18 protein-coding genes are annotated in these 18,087 nt (G+C 50.0%); 13 read left to right on the forward strand and 5 right to left on the reverse strand.

Annotated elements, in window-relative coordinates; all coding sequences use genetic code 11:
- Positions 1-187: 187 nt before the first annotated feature.
- A complete protein-coding gene (locus E1189_RS16385) occupies positions 188-1,654 on the reverse strand; it encodes a hypothetical protein (RefSeq protein WP_155161560.1) in 1,467 nt (488 codons plus the stop codon).
- Between the two features lie 304 nt (positions 1,655-1,958).
- On the opposite strand from E1189_RS16385, the gene E1189_RS16390 reads away from it, so the two are divergent.
- From E1189_RS16390 to E1189_RS16415, 6 genes are read left to right on the forward strand one after another with little or no spacing between them, the layout of a single operon-like run.
- Positions 1,959-3,095, forward strand: a complete 1,137-nt coding sequence (locus E1189_RS16390; RefSeq protein WP_155161562.1) for a hydrogenase small subunit — start codon at positions 1,959-1,961, stop codon at positions 3,093-3,095.
- Between the two features lie 2 nt (positions 3,096-3,097).
- On the forward strand, positions 3,098-4,804 hold the full coding sequence (locus E1189_RS16395) for a nickel-dependent hydrogenase large subunit (protein WP_155161564.1): 1,707 nt from the start codon (positions 3,098-3,100) through the stop codon (positions 4,802-4,804).
- 10 nt (positions 4,805-4,814) lie between these two features.
- Positions 4,815-5,513, forward strand: a complete 699-nt coding sequence (gene cybH / locus E1189_RS16400) for a Ni/Fe-hydrogenase, b-type cytochrome subunit (protein WP_329602087.1) — start codon at positions 4,815-4,817, stop codon at positions 5,511-5,513.
- Positions 5,514-5,524: 11 nt separating this feature from the next.
- Complete coding sequence (locus E1189_RS16405; protein ID WP_155161566.1) at positions 5,525-6,076, forward strand: HyaD/HybD family hydrogenase maturation endopeptidase; 552 nt, start codon at positions 5,525-5,527, stop codon at positions 6,074-6,076.
- Positions 6,073-7,668, forward strand: a complete 1,596-nt coding sequence (locus E1189_RS16410) for a Kae1-like domain-containing protein (RefSeq protein ID WP_155161568.1) — start codon at positions 6,073-6,075, stop codon at positions 7,666-7,668. The genes E1189_RS16405 and E1189_RS16410 overlap by 4 nt, the downstream gene beginning before the upstream one ends.
- 10 nt (positions 7,669-7,678) lie before the next feature.
- Entirely contained in the window at positions 7,679-7,936 is a 258-nt protein-coding gene (locus tag E1189_RS16415) for a HypC/HybG/HupF family hydrogenase formation chaperone (RefSeq protein WP_155161570.1), read from the forward strand.
- A 45-nt stretch (positions 7,937-7,981) separates the two neighbouring features.
- On the opposite strand, the gene E1189_RS16420 is transcribed toward E1189_RS16415, so the two are convergent.
- Positions 7,982-8,233 (reverse strand): hypothetical protein, encoded by a 252-nt coding sequence (locus E1189_RS16420; RefSeq protein ID WP_155161572.1) that lies wholly within the window; start codon positions 8,231-8,233, stop codon positions 7,982-7,984.
- 213 nt (positions 8,234-8,446) lie between these two features.
- On the opposite strand from E1189_RS16420, the gene E1189_RS16425 reads away from it, so the two are divergent.
- The 3 genes from E1189_RS16425 (at position 8,447) to E1189_RS16435 (ending at position 11,669) form a co-directional block, all read left to right on the forward strand.
- Positions 8,447-8,905, forward strand: a complete 459-nt coding sequence (locus tag E1189_RS16425) for an acyl-CoA thioesterase (RefSeq protein ID WP_155161574.1) — start codon at positions 8,447-8,449, stop codon at positions 8,903-8,905.
- Positions 8,906-9,014: 109 nt separating this feature from the next.
- Complete coding sequence (locus E1189_RS16430; protein WP_329602088.1) at positions 9,015-9,770, forward strand: TSUP family transporter; 756 nt, start codon at positions 9,015-9,017, stop codon at positions 9,768-9,770.
- Between the two features lie 447 nt (positions 9,771-10,217).
- A complete protein-coding gene (locus E1189_RS16435; protein ID WP_329602091.1) occupies positions 10,218-11,669 on the forward strand; it encodes a peptide MFS transporter in 1,452 nt (483 codons plus the stop codon).
- Between the two features lie 77 nt (positions 11,670-11,746).
- Here the strand turns inward: E1189_RS16435 and E1189_RS16440 are convergent, their stop codons facing one another.
- Positions 11,747-12,346, reverse strand: a complete 600-nt coding sequence (locus E1189_RS16440; protein ID WP_155161578.1) for a hypothetical protein — start codon at positions 12,344-12,346, stop codon at positions 11,747-11,749.
- A gap of 98 nt (positions 12,347-12,444) precedes the next feature.
- Positions 12,445-12,672 carry a thioredoxin domain-containing protein gene (locus tag E1189_RS16445; protein WP_155161581.1) on the reverse strand — a complete coding sequence of 76 codons (228 nt, stop codon included), beginning with the start codon at positions 12,670-12,672 and terminating at the stop codon, positions 12,445-12,447.
- A 69-nt stretch (positions 12,673-12,741) separates the two neighbouring features.
- On the opposite strand from E1189_RS16445, the gene E1189_RS16450 reads away from it, so the two are divergent.
- The 4 genes from E1189_RS16450 to E1189_RS16465 all read left to right on the forward strand — a co-directional run bounded on the left by E1189_RS16450 (position 12,742) and on the right by E1189_RS16465 (position 17,337).
- Positions 12,742-13,821 carry a C45 family autoproteolytic acyltransferase/hydrolase gene (locus tag E1189_RS16450; RefSeq protein WP_155161583.1) on the forward strand — a complete coding sequence of 360 codons (1,080 nt, stop codon included), beginning with the start codon at positions 12,742-12,744 and terminating at the stop codon, positions 13,819-13,821.
- 73 nt (positions 13,822-13,894) lie between these two features.
- A complete protein-coding gene (locus tag E1189_RS16455) occupies positions 13,895-15,349 on the forward strand; it encodes a GMC family oxidoreductase N-terminal domain-containing protein (protein ID WP_155161585.1) in 1,455 nt (484 codons plus the stop codon).
- Complete coding sequence (locus E1189_RS16460; RefSeq protein ID WP_155161587.1) at positions 15,346-15,789, forward strand: hypothetical protein; 444 nt, start codon at positions 15,346-15,348, stop codon at positions 15,787-15,789. The genes E1189_RS16455 and E1189_RS16460 overlap by 4 nt, the downstream gene beginning before the upstream one ends.
- 3 nt (positions 15,790-15,792) lie before the next feature.
- Complete coding sequence (locus tag E1189_RS16465; RefSeq protein WP_329602089.1) at positions 15,793-17,337, forward strand: aldehyde dehydrogenase family protein; 1,545 nt, start codon at positions 15,793-15,795, stop codon at positions 17,335-17,337.
- Here the strand turns inward: E1189_RS16465 and E1189_RS16470 are convergent.
- Complete coding sequence (locus E1189_RS16470; RefSeq protein ID WP_155161589.1) at positions 17,311-18,027, reverse strand: hypothetical protein; 717 nt, start codon at positions 18,025-18,027, stop codon at positions 17,311-17,313. The genes E1189_RS16465 and E1189_RS16470 overlap by 27 nt on opposite strands.
- Between the last annotated feature and the right edge of the window lie 60 nt (positions 18,028-18,087).

The following is an 18,087-nucleotide window of genomic DNA, read 5'->3' on the forward strand; positions in this document are numbered from 1 at the left end:
TGCGCAGAGTTGTGAGTAATCCTCCGTAACCTGATTCAGCCTTTCAGTCTACTGACGAAATATTGAAATAAGAATTACACAACAACGCGTAAACGACACAGAGCAATAAATACGTGTGTGACGAAGTGGTGACGACACTTTGTCGAACAGGTGACGAGCAAGTGTCGCCACCTTTCGCTGACCAGCCTTATTCAATCACCCACACGTTTGCTCTGCGCACACCATCCCTCACGAACCCACTGCCCACGTTCGCTGAAGGCACTTTAAGCTCACTCCTCTTTTGGGAAGGGTGATGAGACAATGCTTCCAAAGCTGACTCATTTCGCTCAAGGCTCATGTCTTGCAGTTTTTCTGATAATAAAGCTGCTGGCGGCCTGCCTGACATCGACCATTCGTCATTGCCACTGCCATTATATTTACCATACTCATTACATGAGTCCCGTGGATCATCGCCTAGGCAGTCATACTCGACCCACCCCCTTCTCTCACCCCGGTAATCTATTTTATCTTTCCTATCATGCTTATAGATAATTTTCGGAAGAGGAGGAGCCAGGCTTACTGGAAAATAAAGTCCAAAATTCCTAAAATCCTCGGACTCCCTTATTATCTGAAAAGCCTCCCGATCTGAACGCACCAAAACCTCAGCCAGGGCGTGTAGCAAAGTTATTTCTTTGGGATAAGTTTTATAGGCTTCATAAGCCGCTTTATACTTTTTGATGACATCATAGAGGCTTTGAATTTCCTTCTGTTCAGGATCATGTACAATTTGCAGCCAGTTCTGGAGCAGCTGTGCATGTAAGCCAGGCTGTCGGCTGAAGATATCCTCCCCTTTATCTAAAGTACCTTCTGCAAGCGCGCCCAGTTCCGCAATGCATGTTTTATACAAGCTATTGTCATCATCGTTATAGGCTTGTACAGCTTCAGAGAACCAGAAAATCGACCTCATCCCTCTCGACAGTTTCTTTACATCCAACTCAACCTGTCGAACCTCATCAAGAAGCAGCCCTGGGGTTGTCTCATCCACCACTAACAAAGCCCTGCCAAAGGCAAACTGGTCCTCCTCAGACCAACCGCCTCTCCTCAGGTACATCATGGTATGCAAATTTAAAATATCTCGAGGTAACACAAAAGACTGCCCCTCCTCTCCCGAATTTTCATGTTTCATAATACCCACAAGGCGGATATTTTTACGCCTCCCTTTCCGCCTCCATACCTTTTTCTCGGGCTGATTGCTCCGCTGCACACCCAATGAACTGACACGCACTGTTTGCATTGTTTGCACTGGCTCATGAACCACTTCTGGAAATCTCGCTTCTCGCTCGGTCGCCGCCAGCATCATTCCCAGTCGAAAATTGCTTGCAGTCGGCTTATAACCCCTCCTCTCTTTGTCGCGATGAGGCCTGCTATAGGGTTTCGCCCTTGCCTTGACTTGCTTTCTCTTTTCAACAACCCCTCGCACACGCCATTCTGGATCTCTCTCCTCTTCCCCTATATACCGGGGCAAGTAACTGGCAGTTGACGGCCTTCCTGGAGAGAACTCCGTCATATCCGTTTTGCTTTTTTCCATTGCTGCAAGCACTCCCTCAGATAAAACACTCATAAAACAAGCACTCAAAAAGACAAGAACCCACCAGCTGAAGTGAGAAACACCCATTTTTATTCACCATCTGAACGACAGTGATTGAGTATAGGCAGTGAAAAATGCACTAAGGGACGACAGAAAGTTGTTTTTTGAACATAAGCCTGCGCTGCAAAAAAAACAGATACAAACAAATGCGAACACCCTACCGGTTGACCACAAGAAGAGATACGGAATATCACAATCACATTTTTCTTGAACCCATGGCATGTTGATGATGATTTTTCACATCTCTTAATAAATGCTGACAAATGCTTTTTCCTGGGTCTCCCTCACCTTTCGCATTTGACCTTCAGCATTCGACAGGATTATAAAGTTTATGGACTCCTATAACGCTCTCTATGAGCAAGGTGTCGCTCGGTTAAAACAACTGCAGCAACTGACACCCCGCATGGGCGAATCCCTCCAGGATAAAATGGAAGCCAAAGGTATTTCTCGCCGGGATTTCATGAAATGGAGTGCCACAGTCACTTCCCTTCTTGCCTTGCCGCTGTCGTTTCAACCTCTTGTTGCACAAGCTGCAGAAGTCTCTGACCGTGTACCACTGATCTGGCTGCATATGGCTGAATGCACCGGCTGCTCTGAATCCCTGATTCGTACCGACAGCCCCAGCCTGGACACTTTGATCTTTGATCATGTGTCTGTGGAGTATCACGAAACCCTGATGGCTGCCTCCGGCATGCAGGCCGAAGAGAACCTTGAAGAGGCTATGGAAACCTTCAAAGGTAACTACCTGCTGTGCGTAGAAGGTGCGGTGCCAACGGCAAATAATGGTGCCTTCCTGAGAATCGGGCCGAAGAGTGAGACCGGTCTTCAGGTAGTTACCAATGCTGCCAGGAACGCAGCAGCCATTGTCTCTGTGGGCACCTGTGCCTCTTTCGGTGGTGTACAGGCCGCAGCGCCGAACCCCACCGGAGCCAAAGGTGTTCATGAGGTGGTTGACCGTACCGTGATTAACCTCGGCGGTTGCCCGCCCAGCGCCAAGAATATTGTCGGCACCCTGATGTACTTCATCATGTTTGGTAAGCTCCCTGCTCTGGACATGTTTAACCGTCCGAAGTGGGCCTATGGCAAGCGTGTACACGACAACTGCGAACGTCGCGGTCACTTTGATGCCGGAGAGTTTGTCGAAACCTTTGGCGATGAGAACGCCAAAGACGGCTTCTGTCTGTACAAGATGGGATGCAAAGGCCCGTACACCTACAACAACTGCCCCACCGAGCGTTTCAACGCTCACACCAGCTGGCCGGTGCTGGCCGGACATGGTTGCATTGGCTGTTCTGAGCCTGATTTCTGGGACGAGATGGCTGACTTTGAAAAGCCTTTAGGCCGCCAGATTGTTAAAGGTCTGGATGCCTCCACTGATACTGTAGGTGCCGTGATTCTCGGAGCCTCTGTTCTGGGTATTGGTGCACACGCCGTTACCTCTATTTTTGCGAAATCCGAGGAAGCCTGATCATGGGTAAACGTCTCGTTATTGATCCGATTACCCGGATCGAAGGTCACCTGCGTATTGAGGTGGAAGTGGATGACAACAATGTCATTCAGAAAGCATGGTCGTCATCTACCCTGTGGCGCGGTATTGAAGTCATTCTGAAAGGTCGCAGCCCGTATGATGTGGGCCTGATCGCCCAGCGTATCTGTGGCGTGTGCACATACTCCCACTACCGTTGCAGCACTGAAGCGGTGGAAAACGCCCTCGGCATTCAGATTCCTTACAACGCCAGACTGCTACGCTCCCTGATGCACAGCGCCCTGATTGTGCATGACCATATTGTACACTTCTACCATCTGCATGGCCTGGACTGGGTGGATGTTGTATCCGCTCTCAGTGCTGATCCAGCCAAGGCTGCAAAGGTTGCTCTGAAGTACACCGACAAACCCATCGCAGCCGGTGAAGGTGACTTGCGTGCGGTGCAGGAACGCGCCAAAGGGTTGGTCGATTCTGGTCGCCTTGGCCCGTTTGCCAATGCTTACTGGGGCAACAAGACATACAGGTTCACGCCAGAACAGAACCTGATTGCACTGTCCCATTACCTGAAGGCACTGGAAGTTCAACGAACGGCTGCAGAAATGCTGGCCATCTTTGGTGGTAAATCTCCTCACCCCCAATCCATCGTCGTCGGTGGTGTGACATCTGTGCGCGACATGCTGAGCCCGGCCCGCTTACAGGAGTGGAAACAGAAGCACGATGAAGTGAAAGACTTTATCGTGCGCGCTTATCAGGCCGATATCCTGATGGCTGCTGAAGCCTTCGGGCAAGAACCCAGTGTACTGGGCGGTGTGAACGTGAAGAGCTTCATGAGCACTGCCGAGTTCGATATCGGTGATGGCAACGTGCTGTTCAAGGGCGGTGTGATTATGAACGGAGACTTCAGCAAGGTGGAGGATATTGACCCTTCCCAGATTGCTGAAGATGTGACCCACGCATGGTACAAGGCTGATGGCCCACAGCATCCTTTCGATGGCACTACTATTCCCAAACAGACAGATATGGTTGAGCGTGACACCCTCAACGGCAAGTTGCCAACCCTGGATCAGGATGGCAAATACAGCTGGGTGAAGTCTCCCCGTTATAAGGGCGAGCCTGTAGAAGTAGGCCCACTGTCGTCCATTCTGGTGAACTACGTCCACGGCAACAAGCGCGTTGTTGATGCCGTTGATGGTTTCCTCAAGCGCAGCGGCCTGCCATTTGAAGCGCTGCTGACCACCCTTGGACGCACCGCTGGTCGCTTACTGCAAACCATTCTGGTGAGTGAATTTGAAGAGGAGACCTTTCAGGCGCTGCTGACCAACCTGAAGTCTGACGAAACCACCTATGTAAAGCCAGAATTTGATGAGACCAAAGAATTCAAGGGGCATGCCATGGTTGAGGCCCCCCGTGGCACATTGAGTCACTGGATTCGTATTAAGGATGGCAAGGTTCAGAACTATCAGGCCGTTGTTCCCACCACCTGGAACGCTGGCCCCGTAGATGCAAACGGTAAGGTTGGCCCTTACGAAGCCTCTCTGGTTGGCCTGAAACTGGAAGAACCCACCAAACCTTTGGAAGTGATTCGCATCATCCACTCTTTTGACCCCTGCATGGCCTGCTCTGTGCACGTGATGGATTACAAAAAGAAGAGTCTGGGTGAGTTCCGTATCGATCCTTACGGCTTTGCATAAGGAGACGACAGTGGCTCAACATTCAACGGTTGAAAAAGAGCTGGTCACCTATGAACGGGAAATGATATTCCCGATCAGTGTGCGCATTCTGCATTGGCTCAGGGCCTTGGCTATCGTAGCTCTGGCATTAACCGGCGCCTACATCGCCTGGCCGATGTTTGAACGCCCTGATGATACCAACACGCTGGTGCAGGGTTGGGTTCGGTACCTGCACCTGCTGACTGGTTTTGTGTTTATTGGCGTAACACTGGTGCGCGGCTACCTGTTCCTGTTCACCAAAGAGACCCGGGAACGGGCCTCTTTCAGGGATGTGTTCAGCCTTAAAAGCTGGATTATCCAGATAAAGTCTTATTTCTGGAGAGGACATCTGGATAAAGCGGGCATTTATGGCCCACTGCAGCTGACGGTCTACTTTGGTATTACTGTGCTGGCCATTCTGGCGTCTATCAGTGGTCTGGTATTATATGCCTATGTATACCACCACGGTTTAGGCGGTGCTCTTCGTCCAATGGCCGATATGGTTGTCCACTTTATGGGGGGGCTGGCTCGCGTACGCTACTGGCACCATGTGTTTGCCTGGGCGTTTGTTATTTTTATTCCTATCCACATCTATATGGTTGTATGGACGGGCATTCGCTTCAAACACAATTCTGTGGAAGTGATCATTACCGGTTACGACTACCATAAACAGCCAGTAAAGAAAGGCTGATTTCCGATTCTATGAAAACCCTTCTCTTAGGGATTGGTAACGTTCTGTTCGCCGACGAAGGTGTCGGCGTTCATTTCGTTAACTATATCCAGGAAAACTATTCCATTATCCCGCCCGCTCAGCAAACACTTGATATGCTTGACGGTGGTACACTGGCTCAGGGTCTCACCCCCATCATCTGCAATTACGATCAGTTGATTGTGGTTGACACAGTGAATGCCGGTGATGCCTCACCAGGCGAGGTGTACTTCTTCGATTTTGACAATGCGCCACCAGAGATTGACTGGCAGGGCAGCGCCCATGAAGTGGAGATGCTACAAACCCTGACCATGATGGAGATGGTGGGCGATCGCCCGAAAACGTGGATTCTCGGTGTGGTTCCTACGGTTCTTGAACCCATGACACTGGGCTTAACCGAACAGATTCTCGCAGCCATTCCTTTAATGGAAACAGCTCTGATTAAACAACTGGAAAGCCTTGGCTTTAGCTGTGAGCGAGTCAATAACATATCCATCGAATCCCTGATTCCTGATTCTTACAAACGTGGCGTGACGGCACAATGAAAACCATCCGCTTTACCTTTTCCTGCACACAGCCAGTACCGTTTTATGCCCGTTTGTGCAATCACTACCTTAAACAGTATAACGACACGCTGGCTCTAAAAGTTGCTGAAAAAGACGATAGCTACATTCTGGAAGCAAACGGCGAGCAGCATGAGCTGGAAGCTCTGGCAGACTCCGTATCCAAAGACTTTATACTCTCCTGCTGGCTTACAGATGCCCGGGTGCAAGACATTACAGAAAGTACAGAACGGCTGGGAGCTGATACACCTCTCAAAGCTGAGAGTGTCGGCACTCCCTTCTGCCATCAGTGCCTTGACAGCTTCAGCAACCCTGAATCTGCACAGTTCGGAAATATTGCTGTTGCCTGCTCCTGCTGTCACGGTGAAATCAATACCGAAGCTTTAACGCTTGCCGATATTCAGCACTTTGTCACGACTCTGAACAGTGAAGGGCAAATATCATTGTCTTCTTCACTCACTCTTAGCCTGACCCCCTTTGAGGGAGAGGTAAGGCAACATTTACTGATCTGTTCACCAGAGAAAACCCAGGAACGCTTTCAGGTTTCCCCGGTGCAACTGCAAGCTCTATCCAGTCTTGAGAAACCTCTTCTGAGTGTGAGTGATGAGGGCACTCTCTATGAAATTGCTTTTGCCAATACACGACTATTGACGGTTCTTTGCAAGCTGCTCAGTGACGCTGGTATCGATCAGGTGTATATGCAGGGCGGTACTCACCCCCGCATGCTGCGTTTGAAAGGCCAATGGATTGCACAGGCGCAACAGGCTGGTTCTCTGGCATCAGATATTAACGATCAGACAGCAGGCTCATTTGCTCTATTAGGCAGCACACTGAATCTCTCTGACAACCGCAATACTGCTGTGATCTACCTCAGCCAGCAATTCAACAGCCAGATTGTGGCACTGGATAGTGATAAGCGCCCTTCTCTGTTTTTTGAGATGCCAACATTACCTGACAGTGGCCGTGATGTGATTGAGCAGCTGCAAAACTCCTCGCAGAAAACTATTTTGGCGAAATTCCAGCAGGCTTTCCCTGAAGAGTATGCTCGACTGATGACGCTGGAGTTTGCTGCCCCCACCGGCAACCTGGAAACTCTTTGGGCCTACTCTGCAGCCCTTATCGGATTGGCGGACCAAAGTCTTCGTTCCCGCAACAAAACATTTCTGGCTGATCGGCTGCAGGCTACGGCTCTGTCCAATAGGGGACAAAACGCTCCCCGCATCGATTATGAAACACAGAAAATTGATAGCCACTGGTCGTATGATTGGAAGCAGACACTTGGCTCCCTGTTAAGCTTTCGTTTGGCAGGCGCTCCTGTGGAGAAGCTGGCTTACGGTTTAATGGATTCTCTGGCGGATGCTATCAGTACATGGATAGAACACCTGGATAAACAGGTGGGGACTCCGACTGTAGCTCTGGCGGGCAGCGCATTTACGAATGAGTTATTGGGACAGCGCGTATGTTTGCGTCTGGAGAAAAACTTTACCCTCCATGTTAACCCACAGCAGGCTATCGATGGCCCCCTTCTGGAAGCCGGTGTCACCGCTTTAGAAGAGCATTTTTCTCAAAAATAAGGTTTAAAGGATGTGTTTATCCATTCCTTCCGAAGTGGTGGAGATTCACCCTGAGGACAACACTCTGACGGTTATGACCATGGGTGTACAGCGGCGTATCAGCCGTCACTTAATACTTGATGAGCTAAAAGCAGGCGATTACGTACTGGTGCATGCCGGTTTTGCCATGGGCACCATTGATGTGGAAAGCGCCAGGGCCAGTCTGGAGCTTTATCAGGACATTATTGCTTCGATTGAGGCAGAAGAGGCTAATCAGGTAACCGCGTAAATGTACAGAAACCGACATCCTCAGGTGTCGGTTTCTTTAGCGTTGTTATTCAAGCTGGTGTCTCCAGCGCCGACAGTTTTTATCTGAGAACTTAGCCTGAAGATCTTCCCTTGCCCGATACCACTTATCCATATCTTTGGCTTTGCCGCCTTTTCGGCGAAGCTCGTCGTATTTTTTTATCTTATCCTTCCACTTTTGGCATTGTTTAATTTGTTTCTCGGCCTTGGTTGCAGCATAAGTGTGTGAACTCACAAAGGTCAGTGCTGCAATAGTGACAAGCATCGTTAGTATTTTCATCCATGTTCACCTGTCTATTTTCTAAGCTGCTCTCTCCAGCATAGCGTTTCTGTTCAGTGGTCATACGTCTTAGAACTGCCTCGCCAGACTATTGAATCCCTGGGATCTCCCTCCGGTAAATTTTTCTATAAGTGGAGCCTTTCCAGTGGGAAAAGACTTTCTCTGACTCTGTAAGTGCGTTAGTATGTTGGGAAACCTGTATGGAGTTTGCCAATGCCTCGCACAGCACTGCCCTGGGACCTGCCTAATCCGTTCATCTCGCGAATGTCCTGTGGCATGGAGCATCTGGATCGGCTCGGCCACGTCAACAACGTTCAGTATATCCACTGGCTGGAAGATGTCGGCTGGCAGCATATCACCCAGCTGGGCGCCCCCTGGGAAGCGTGGAAGAAACACGGAGCGGGTATGGCTGTGACCGAAACGCATATTCAGTATCTGGCCGCAGCCAAAGCCAACGACCTGATTTATATTGGCACCTGGCTCACCGGCGGCGACCGCCTGCGTATGACTCGTCACTTTCAGATCATCCGGGTGGCGGATAAGCGCACTCTGCTTCGGGCTGATATGGAATACGTTTGCATAGACCTGAACACAGGCAAACCCCGCCGCAAGCCCCCCTTTTTAGAGCAGGCCCATCAGGCAGGAATCTCAGCCTCAGGGCATTGTGCTTAACAGTTCTCCTTTCTTCGATTTGTCACAGGTGCTTTCAGGGTGTGTGGCGGTTATGATGGCCGCCACCCTCTTCTCTATACACTCTTTACGCTGACAGGTAACCAAGCCAGTGGAAGCATTCTCCCCTGACATTCTTCTAATGATGTTTTTTGTAGCCACTGTGGCTGGCTGTATTGATGCTATGGCAGGTGGTGGTGGTCTGATAACAATTCCGGTCATGCTCTCTATTGGCGTACCTCCCGTCAGCGCCCTGGCCACTAATAAGCTGCAATCTTCTGCAGGCAGTTTCAGTGCCAGTTTTTATTTTGTCCGGGCAGGGATGGTTAACCTTCGGGAAATGGTGATTCCCATGGCCTTCACATTCTTTGGCAGTATGTGTGGCACCTTGCTTGTACAGCATATTGATGCAGGCTTTCTGGTGACAGCTGTGCCGGTGATGCTGGTTTTGATCGCCACTTATTTTCTATTTTCAAAAAATCTCGAAGGTGGTGAACAGAAGATCTCCTTAAAAACCTTTGCTATGACTTGCGGTCTGTGTATTGGTTTTTACGATGGTTTCTTTGGCCCCGGCACTGGTTCATTCTTTGCCATGGCCTTTGTCTCCCTGCTGGGCATGTCACTAGCGAAGGCCACCGCTCACACGAAAGTCTTGAACTGCACGTCTAACCTCGCAGCGCTAGCCTTCTTTATCCTGGGTGGCCATATTTTGTGGACCCTGGGTTTTGCCATGATGGGAGGGCAGTTTATTGGTGCACGTATTGGCTCACGCATGGTTCTTACTAAAGGGCAGAGATTAATTCGCCCCGTTATTGTGATGGTTTGTTTAATAATGTCTATTCGCCTGATCATTCAACAAATGTCGTAAATATTGCGAAATCAGAACAGCACAACTACCTACAAAAAATGTACAACTATTGACATTTGTAAAATAGCGAATTCTATCGGCAGTGAGACCTTTCAAAGAAAAAAAACATGATGGCAATACATCTCCCTATTAAAAATACTCTTCGAACCCCTGCAAGAATGTCTTCTCACGCATGACAACCTTATAAAAACACTGCAAAAATCAGTAAAAACACCTGCTTTTTTGAACGAAAGCATGCTCTGGGACAGCATTTTTAACGATAGTTTTTGGTATAAACCTTCCTGCATTATTCACTGACCAAATTGTATTCGACAGAGAGTTTTTTTCTGTTCGTGAAACCTGACTCTCAGCAGACCTCACGCACTCTTTACAGTGGCAAGCATTTGCGTCTTATCGCTTAGCAATATAAACGGAGCCTTTATGTGGAATAGACTGAATAAGTCAATGATGTTCTGCCAAATGATGTTTGGCTTATCTTTCTATGGTGTCATGGTTACCCTGACACGTTTCTTCCTGGAAAAACTGCACTACAGCGAAGCCGACACCATGATGGTTGTGGGCGCATTCTCTTCCATCGGCCCCCTGTTCGCTATTGCCGGTGGTTTTATCTCCGATAAGTTCCTGGGCGCCAAGCGCTCCCTGACTCTGGCCTATATAAGCTTCGCAAGCGGTTACGCTCTGCTGGTTCTGGGTGCCTCCGCAGTCAACGTGCCAATGTCTCTGCTGGGTATCGCTCTGGCATCCTATGCCCGTGGCCTGATGTCTCCTTCTTACCCAACGCTGTACAGAAGAACCTTCAAGTCTCAGGAAGACTTTGAAAACTGTTACCCCATTAACTACTCCGTAAACAACGTGGGCGCACTGCTGGGTCAGTACCTGTACCCCATGTTTGTACTGGTTATCGGTTTTAACGGTGGTTTTGCGCTGTCTGGCGTTATGGCGGGCCTGGCTGCTGCTGCGCTGTTCATCTTCCACAAGCCTATGGTTGAAATCGGTGAAGAGATCGACAAGAAACCAGTGAGCGCTAAGAACATAGGTATTTTCCTGGTTCTGTCTGTAGCGATGCTGGGCATGGTGTTCTTCATGTTCTCTGACATGGAAACCGGTCAGTACGTTGTATACGCCATCGGTGCTGCAGCCGTTCTGTACTTTATCACCCTGATGATGAAATCCAGTAAAGCGGAATCCCTGCGCATGGGCACCATCCTGATCATGACCGTGCTGACCACTGCATTCTTCGTATACTATGGTCAGATGATGACCTCCATGACGCTGGTATCTATTAACACCATGCGTGGCGACCTGTTCGGCTTCATCCCTCTGGCTCCTGAAGCGTCCATGGCTCTGAACCCACTGTGGTGCATCGTAGCAGGCCCGGCCCTGACAACCTTGTTCACCATGCTGGAGAAGCGCGGTATCAACCTGTCTACCGCAACCAAAATTGCCGGTTCCTTCGTTCTGACGGCTGCAGCTTTCGGCATCCTGACCATGGCTGTACGCGGCATAGGCACAGACGTTGTCATCCGTCCTCAAGTGTTCTTCTGGATCCACGCCTTCCTGGCCTTCGGTGAAGTTATCGTAGGTTCTCTGGTTGTTGCCTTCATCCTGTCTGTAACACCTAAGCACATCGAAGGTTTCTCTGTATCTCTGTTCTCCGTCGCTATGGCACTGTCTGGTATCATCGGTGCTGTTATTTCTGGCTCCATCGCGGTAGAAAAGGGTCAGGAAATCACTCAACAGTTCGTTCAGACTGTATACGGTGATTATTTCTTCGTGCTGTCTGCTGCTGCGGTTGTCATGGTAGGTGTGGCTCTGGCCTCCTCCGCTATCATCCGCAAGATGCTGGCTAAAGCTGACGCCCTGGACAAGACCGAAGGTCTGGTTGCAGAAACCGCTTAATCCTTAAGCAAGCTCAGCATTAAAAAGCCCCGGGCAGCATAAGCTGTTCGGGGCTTTTTAATGGGCACTGTCAAATACTATTCTTTGAGTCTCTCAATCAGCAGACACTCCCGTTCCCGAAGGGTGCCTAAGCAGAATCGCTTGCGGTTGGAAAGAGTATCCAGCCATTGTCGCCGAATACGAAGATTGGGCTGCTGCTCTTTGGCATCGGGCAAATATTCCACCTGCCCGGTTACAATACTGCGCTGCTTTCTTCGGCAGGGGTCAAAGCAGTAAAACCACTCACCATCCATGGACAGAGCCAGTACGTAGTGCCAAAGATTTTTTCCGGTATGCAAACGCACCAGTGCTGTGCCCTTGCGACTAAGACAGTCAGACAGCGGGCTCTTATCAATCACTGAAAAATGATCCCGCTCCAGATAGCTTGTAGTCAGGGAGAAGGCATCATCTCGATACTTTTGCAGCCAGTTGCCCAGCAATGCAACAGCCAGACCTGTTGTACCATGACCCAGCTCGCCCTGATTAGTCACAGTATCCAGGCAGTAAAGGTAGATTTTCTGAATCACCAGCGGAGGAATATCGTCTCTGTCGAACAGATATGCCAGTGCATTAATAAAAGAGATGGGGACACAATCGTAGGCGGATACCTGATAACTAAAAGGCGTATGCACAGCCATCAGATCCCTCCCTGGATCGTATCAAAATAGACTTAATCTATTGATACTAAGCTATGTCCAGAAGATTGGCGAACCCAGGGCATGGCCGCCATGCAGGATCAGGCAGCAGGAACAATACCCTTTTCTTTCAGGAAAGCATCCAGCTCGGTGTAACCACCAATGTACTCCTGACCGTGGAAAATTTGTGGCAGAGTTTCTACTTTCTTACCAACAGTCTTTTCCAGATCAGCCTGGCTGATGCCTGCTTCGTGTTTGTTTTCGCACACTTCCTTGGCACGGGTGCAGAAACCACAACCAGAACGACCAAAAATGGTAATCCTTTTCATTGGTAAACCCTGATGATAGAAATGAACCCAACCAGTTTGTACCACACTTTAAAATCCCGCCATTGATCCATGTCAGAAATCAGGATTAATACCATTAATGATGCTTCTGCTATGAACGACACCTTCCCCCTGATAGCCCTGTCTGGTTCTGCAGAAGAGCGGGGCGCCGCCCATGGTCATCAACTGGCTGACAGCATTGCCAGCACTATCGCTTTTTATGCCGGACTGCTGAAAATGAGCGAAACCGATGTGCAGGAAACCGGCCGCTATTTTCAAGATCAGATTGCCCGGTTCCATCCGGAATATTGCGATGAAATCAATGCCCTTGCCGACGCTGCTCACCAGCCGCCAGAGTGGATTTATGTGCTGAATGCCCGCTCTGAGCTTATCAGCCAGCAAATGGAGTGCAGTTCAATTACCTTTCGGGATAGCGGACTGATTGGGCAGAACTGGGATTTCAGCAAGCCTTTACTGGATCTGGTCGCTTTACTGCATATCACGATTAACAGCGAACTGCAGATTCTCACCGTGACAGAGCCGGGTATTATCGGAAAAATTGGCCTGAACAGCTGTGGCCTCGGTTTATGTATGAATCTGCTGCGCCTCAAGCGCCGCTGCGAAGGCGTTCCTCTCCATATTGTGATGCGCGCCCTTCTGGAGGCCAGTACACTGGATCAGGCTCAGAGTATCGCCCGCTCAGCCCCCGGATCACGCCTTGGCTGTCTGGTAATGGCCAACCAGACTGGCAAGGAATTCACCATTGAGTATGCGGGGAAAAACCACTGGCTGCTTTCTCCGCCGGGCCGTATCAGCCTGCATACCAATCATTATCTTGGCAGGCGCATGACCCCGGAGGGGGGGGCTTTTGCCGGCACCCATGAACGTCTGAAAACGCTGGCGGAGCTGACAACAATCCTGCGCCAGCAAAATGTGAATACCATGCAGAGGCTACTCTCCGACCGTTCACACTCTACATGGCCTGTGCTACAGAACTGGCATACATCCCTGATTCCCGGATACGGCGATACCGGCACCATTGCCACTGTGATTATGGAGCTTCCCCAGCGAATACTTCATATTCGAAAAGGGAACGCCCCCGACGGGGCATTCCTGAGCTACCCTGTTCAACGCCCTGAGCAGCCAACCTGAGTTTTCTGTATACACCATCGGTTAGCCTGAGGGCACTTGGATCCTTTTAGGTCTGGCGTACTCATAAACTGATATGACATCAAAAAAACAGGTCTACGATTTTATCATCATCGGAACAGGTGCATCCGGAAGCGTACTGGCGCATTACCTCAGCAGTGCAGGAGCGGATGTCTGCCTGCTTGAGGCTGGCAAGCATTACCAGGCCCACGAGTTCCCATCTGATGAACTCCATGCCAATACCCAGCTTATGTGGAATGGCGGTATGGACCCCAGCAAAGATGCCCGCACGGTTTTCCTGCGGGCCAGGGTAGCCGGTGGCGGAACCATCATTAATAACTGCCTGCTGGATCGGTTTGATGATATCGCTCTCGATGATTTCCGCACGAAGTCCGGTGCTGCGTTCTATAACCGAGCCACAATGGACACCCACTACAGTGAAGTCGAAAGCCACCTGAATCTGGAATATATTTCAGAATCTGACTGGAATGGCAACGCCAGACTGTATGCCGAAGGCTTCGATAAGCTGGGCTTACAGAGAGCCCCACTGCGCCGAGGCCAAAACAACTGCAACAATGCCAACAATGACTGTGTCGTATGCTTAGGCGGCTGCCCCCGTGAATCCAAGCAGAGTATGGCAGTCTCCTTTCTACCATCCGCCCTTGCCAGGGGGGCACAGCTGAAAGAACAGTTCCATGTTCAACAGATCATCCACGGCCCACAGCAGGTTGCCGTTTACGGCTCCCATAAAGGCCACCAGCAGGTGCTTTATAGCCGCAAGTGCATTCTTGCGGCAGGGAGCCTTGGCTCCACAGAGCTACTGTTAAAGTCTGGTTTTGGTGTAGAGCTTCCCGCACTTGGACAAGGCTTCCACTGCCACCCGCAGTTTATGACTATTGCCTTAATGGATGAGATCGTGGACGCCCATAAAGGAGCATTTCAGGCTCTGAAATCCGATGACATACGCTTCCGCAAACAGGGCTTCAAACTGGAGAACGTGTTTGCAGGCCCTGCCGCTATCGCCATGCTGAAAACCGGCTTTGGCCTCGAGCATCAGGATTTTATGGCAGAGTATCGGAAAATGGCCTGCATTGAGGTAGCGATAAGGGATGAGATTCCAGGCACGATACAACTCAACAACCAGGGTCGTTTGGTGCTGGATAAGCCCTTATCCGATATCGACCACCAGCGAGCCGAGGCGGGCAAACAGCAGATTCGGGATATCTTTGCAGCGGTGAGAGCCAGAAGCATTATGGAATCGCCGCTGTGTATCGCTCTTCACCTTATGGGAGGCTGTAATATCGGGCAAAAGGCGGCTGACTCTGTTGTGAATGATGGCTTTGAGGTGCATGGTTTCAAAAACCTGGTTATAGCCGATGGCTCCATTTACCCCATGGCACCGGGTATTAACCCATCCCTGACTATCATGGCCCAAAGCCATAGGGCGAGCCAGGTGCTGCTTGCAGAGTGCGGGTACACTGATACCTCGAATCAGCCCGAATACTCTCTCCACAAGGTGGTGAGTCTGTGAACGCAACATCCCGCTACCTGAACCAGCGCCAGCTTTGCACAATCAATCGCATAGGTAACCTCTTCGTTCCTGCAGGAAATAACTTTCCTTCTTTCTCGGAGTCTGGCTGTCTGTACAATATTGATGATGTTTTAGCGCTAACTCCTGAATGGGATCGCCAATCCCTCAAACGTGTTCTTTCCATACTGAGCATCTGCCCGAATGCTGCTCTGAGCTGGCTCCTCAAGACATTGCAGTCTGCTGACTCCATGCCCACCTGGAGCGATGTATTGACTTCACAGCTTCGCCTTTTGCTCTTTGGCCTGAGAGGCATGATCTTTACCCTTTACTATTCCGGTCAGGGGAATCCTTATCAACCAAACCGTGTTTACGAGGCGATGGATTACCACGTGTCCTGCACACCCGACAACCCCGTTAATAAAGAAGAACAGGGAGTCTGACCCGTGAGTGAAAATATTGTTGTAAAATCGGCTGTCACCGGACAGCCCATTTACCGGTTACAGGAAGCCGGTCAGGATGGGGTACACCGCTTTTTTGATAAAGCTCGCACTATGGCCGAAGAGCTGCGACAAGTGCCCCTCCAGCAACGGCAACACGCTGTTGAGCAGGTAATGGATTACATTCGGGATAATAAGGAATATATAGTCGACCGTATTTGTGAAGAAACCGGTAAAACCCGCACTGATGCACTTGTCTCAGAAGTGCTTGGCGTGTTGGATAATCTAAAATGGAACATTCATAACGCCCCCAGGATACTGAAAGATGAAAAAGTATCTACGCCCATCACTCTGCTGGGTACAAAATCTCGCATCTACCACGAGCCTTATGGCGTTATTCTGAAAATTGCTCCGTGGAACTATCCCTTCCATATAGCTATGACATTTTCCCTCGGTGCCTTTCTGGCTGGTAATGCTGTCATTCTCAAACCCTCCGAACTCACACCTTTGCAGGGATTACTGGAAGAGGTATTCAGTGCCTCACCACTGATCAAGCGTGCTGTGCAGCTTGCCTACGGTACGGGTATCACTGCTCAACAACTGATCACTGCAAGGCCCGACAAAATTTTCTTTACTGGCTCTTCCCGCACAGGCAAACGCATTCTCAAGCAGGTATCTGATCTGTTGATTCCAGCTGAGATGGAGTTAGGCGGCAAAGACCAGATGATCGTCTTTGAGGACGTCAACCTGAAGCGCACTGTGGCCGGCGCACTCTGGGGCGCATTGACTAATGCCGGACAGTCCTGCACCTCAGTAGAGCGGCTCTACATTCATGACTCGATTTATGATGAGTTCGTTAAACAACTCGTTATGGAGACCGAAAAACTGGTGGTGAATACCGGCGACCGGGGAGACTCTGACATTGGCGCCATCACAACAGATTTCCAGTTGGATATTATTGAGCAGCATGTGGAAGATGCCCGCAGCAAAGGGGCGAAGATTCTCACCGGTGGTCACCGTCTGGGGGATAATTTTTATCTGCCTACAGTGATTACAGATATTACACCCGATATGACATTGCACACCGAAGAAACCTTTGGGCCGTTGATTCCCGTTTACCGCTTCAGCAGTGAGAACGAGGTGATTCGGGAAACGAATCGTTTCTGTTACGGATTAACCGCCAGCATCTGGAGTAAAGACCTGAAGCGAGCGGAACGAGTGGCAAGAGCATTGGAGGCGGGGGCTGTCAGTATCAATAATGTTATGCTCACAGAAGGGAATCCGGCTTTGCCTTTTGGGGGGGTGAAAGAGAGCGGCTTTGGCCGAGCCAAAGGGGCAGAGGGTCTGCTTGGATTTACCCGCTCAAAATCGATTTTGATTGATAAACAGAGCAATACTATCGAGCCGAACTGGTACCCCTGCACCATGAAGAAATACCGGAAATTTAGCCAGCTGATTGAGGTGTTGTTTACCAAAAATCCAGCCAGGCTGTTAAAGCTGGCGTTAACCGGTATGAAGCTCGAGTCAGAGGCTAAAAAAGCCAGAGGCTGAGCTGGGGTAATGGTGCTCCACTGAGGCCTCTGCAACAAATCCGTATTTGTACATTTCCTGCTGATCAGCATTCCGTTGCAACAGAATATTTTTGCATTCTGCTGCACGGGGCTTCATAAAACCATCCGCCAGATACGTTTTATAAAAGGCTTTTTCTGGAGGAAGGGGGCCACAATAATTTTCCTGCCGGGTAAGGTCTTCATATTTGTCGTAAGCCTCTTTAAAGCCTTTCAACAATCTGTTTTCCGGGCTCCTGCACAAATACCGACAGGATGATACGCACCACCACAGGGTTCCCACAACAGAGAGAGTCACAAGCCCCAATCCCCCTCCTGCAGCCATACCTGCACTGGATGCAGCGGCTCCCGCCATCACATTAGGCAGCATCGTTTGCAGCGATAATCCATTCGTCAGCAGGCTCATGGAAATAACAGCACCACCTGCGAGAACAGCCGCCCCTCCTATCCCTGAAATAAACAGTGCACGAGTATTGCACGCCCTCTGAATACGATTAATAAGAGTGTGACAACAGACAAGAGCACAGGACCGACAACGACTTTTGCGGGTCATTGGATTCCCCTCCCGTGAATAGCCCAGTTCACACTGAGCCGGAGTCACGTCCACCGATTTATCAAGAAAGTGCACATACTCGCTATTATGTTTGTCAAACTCTGGTGACACGGCTCCCATATATTGCATTTCCTGACAAGAGCTTGTCGGGGTTATTGCTGCTACACAACTCGGCGTTTC

The organism is Parendozoicomonas verongulae (assembly GCF_009711465.1).
In the GTDB taxonomy this organism is placed as follows: Bacteria; Pseudomonadota; Gammaproteobacteria; order Pseudomonadales; family Endozoicomonadaceae; genus Sansalvadorimonas; species Sansalvadorimonas verongulae.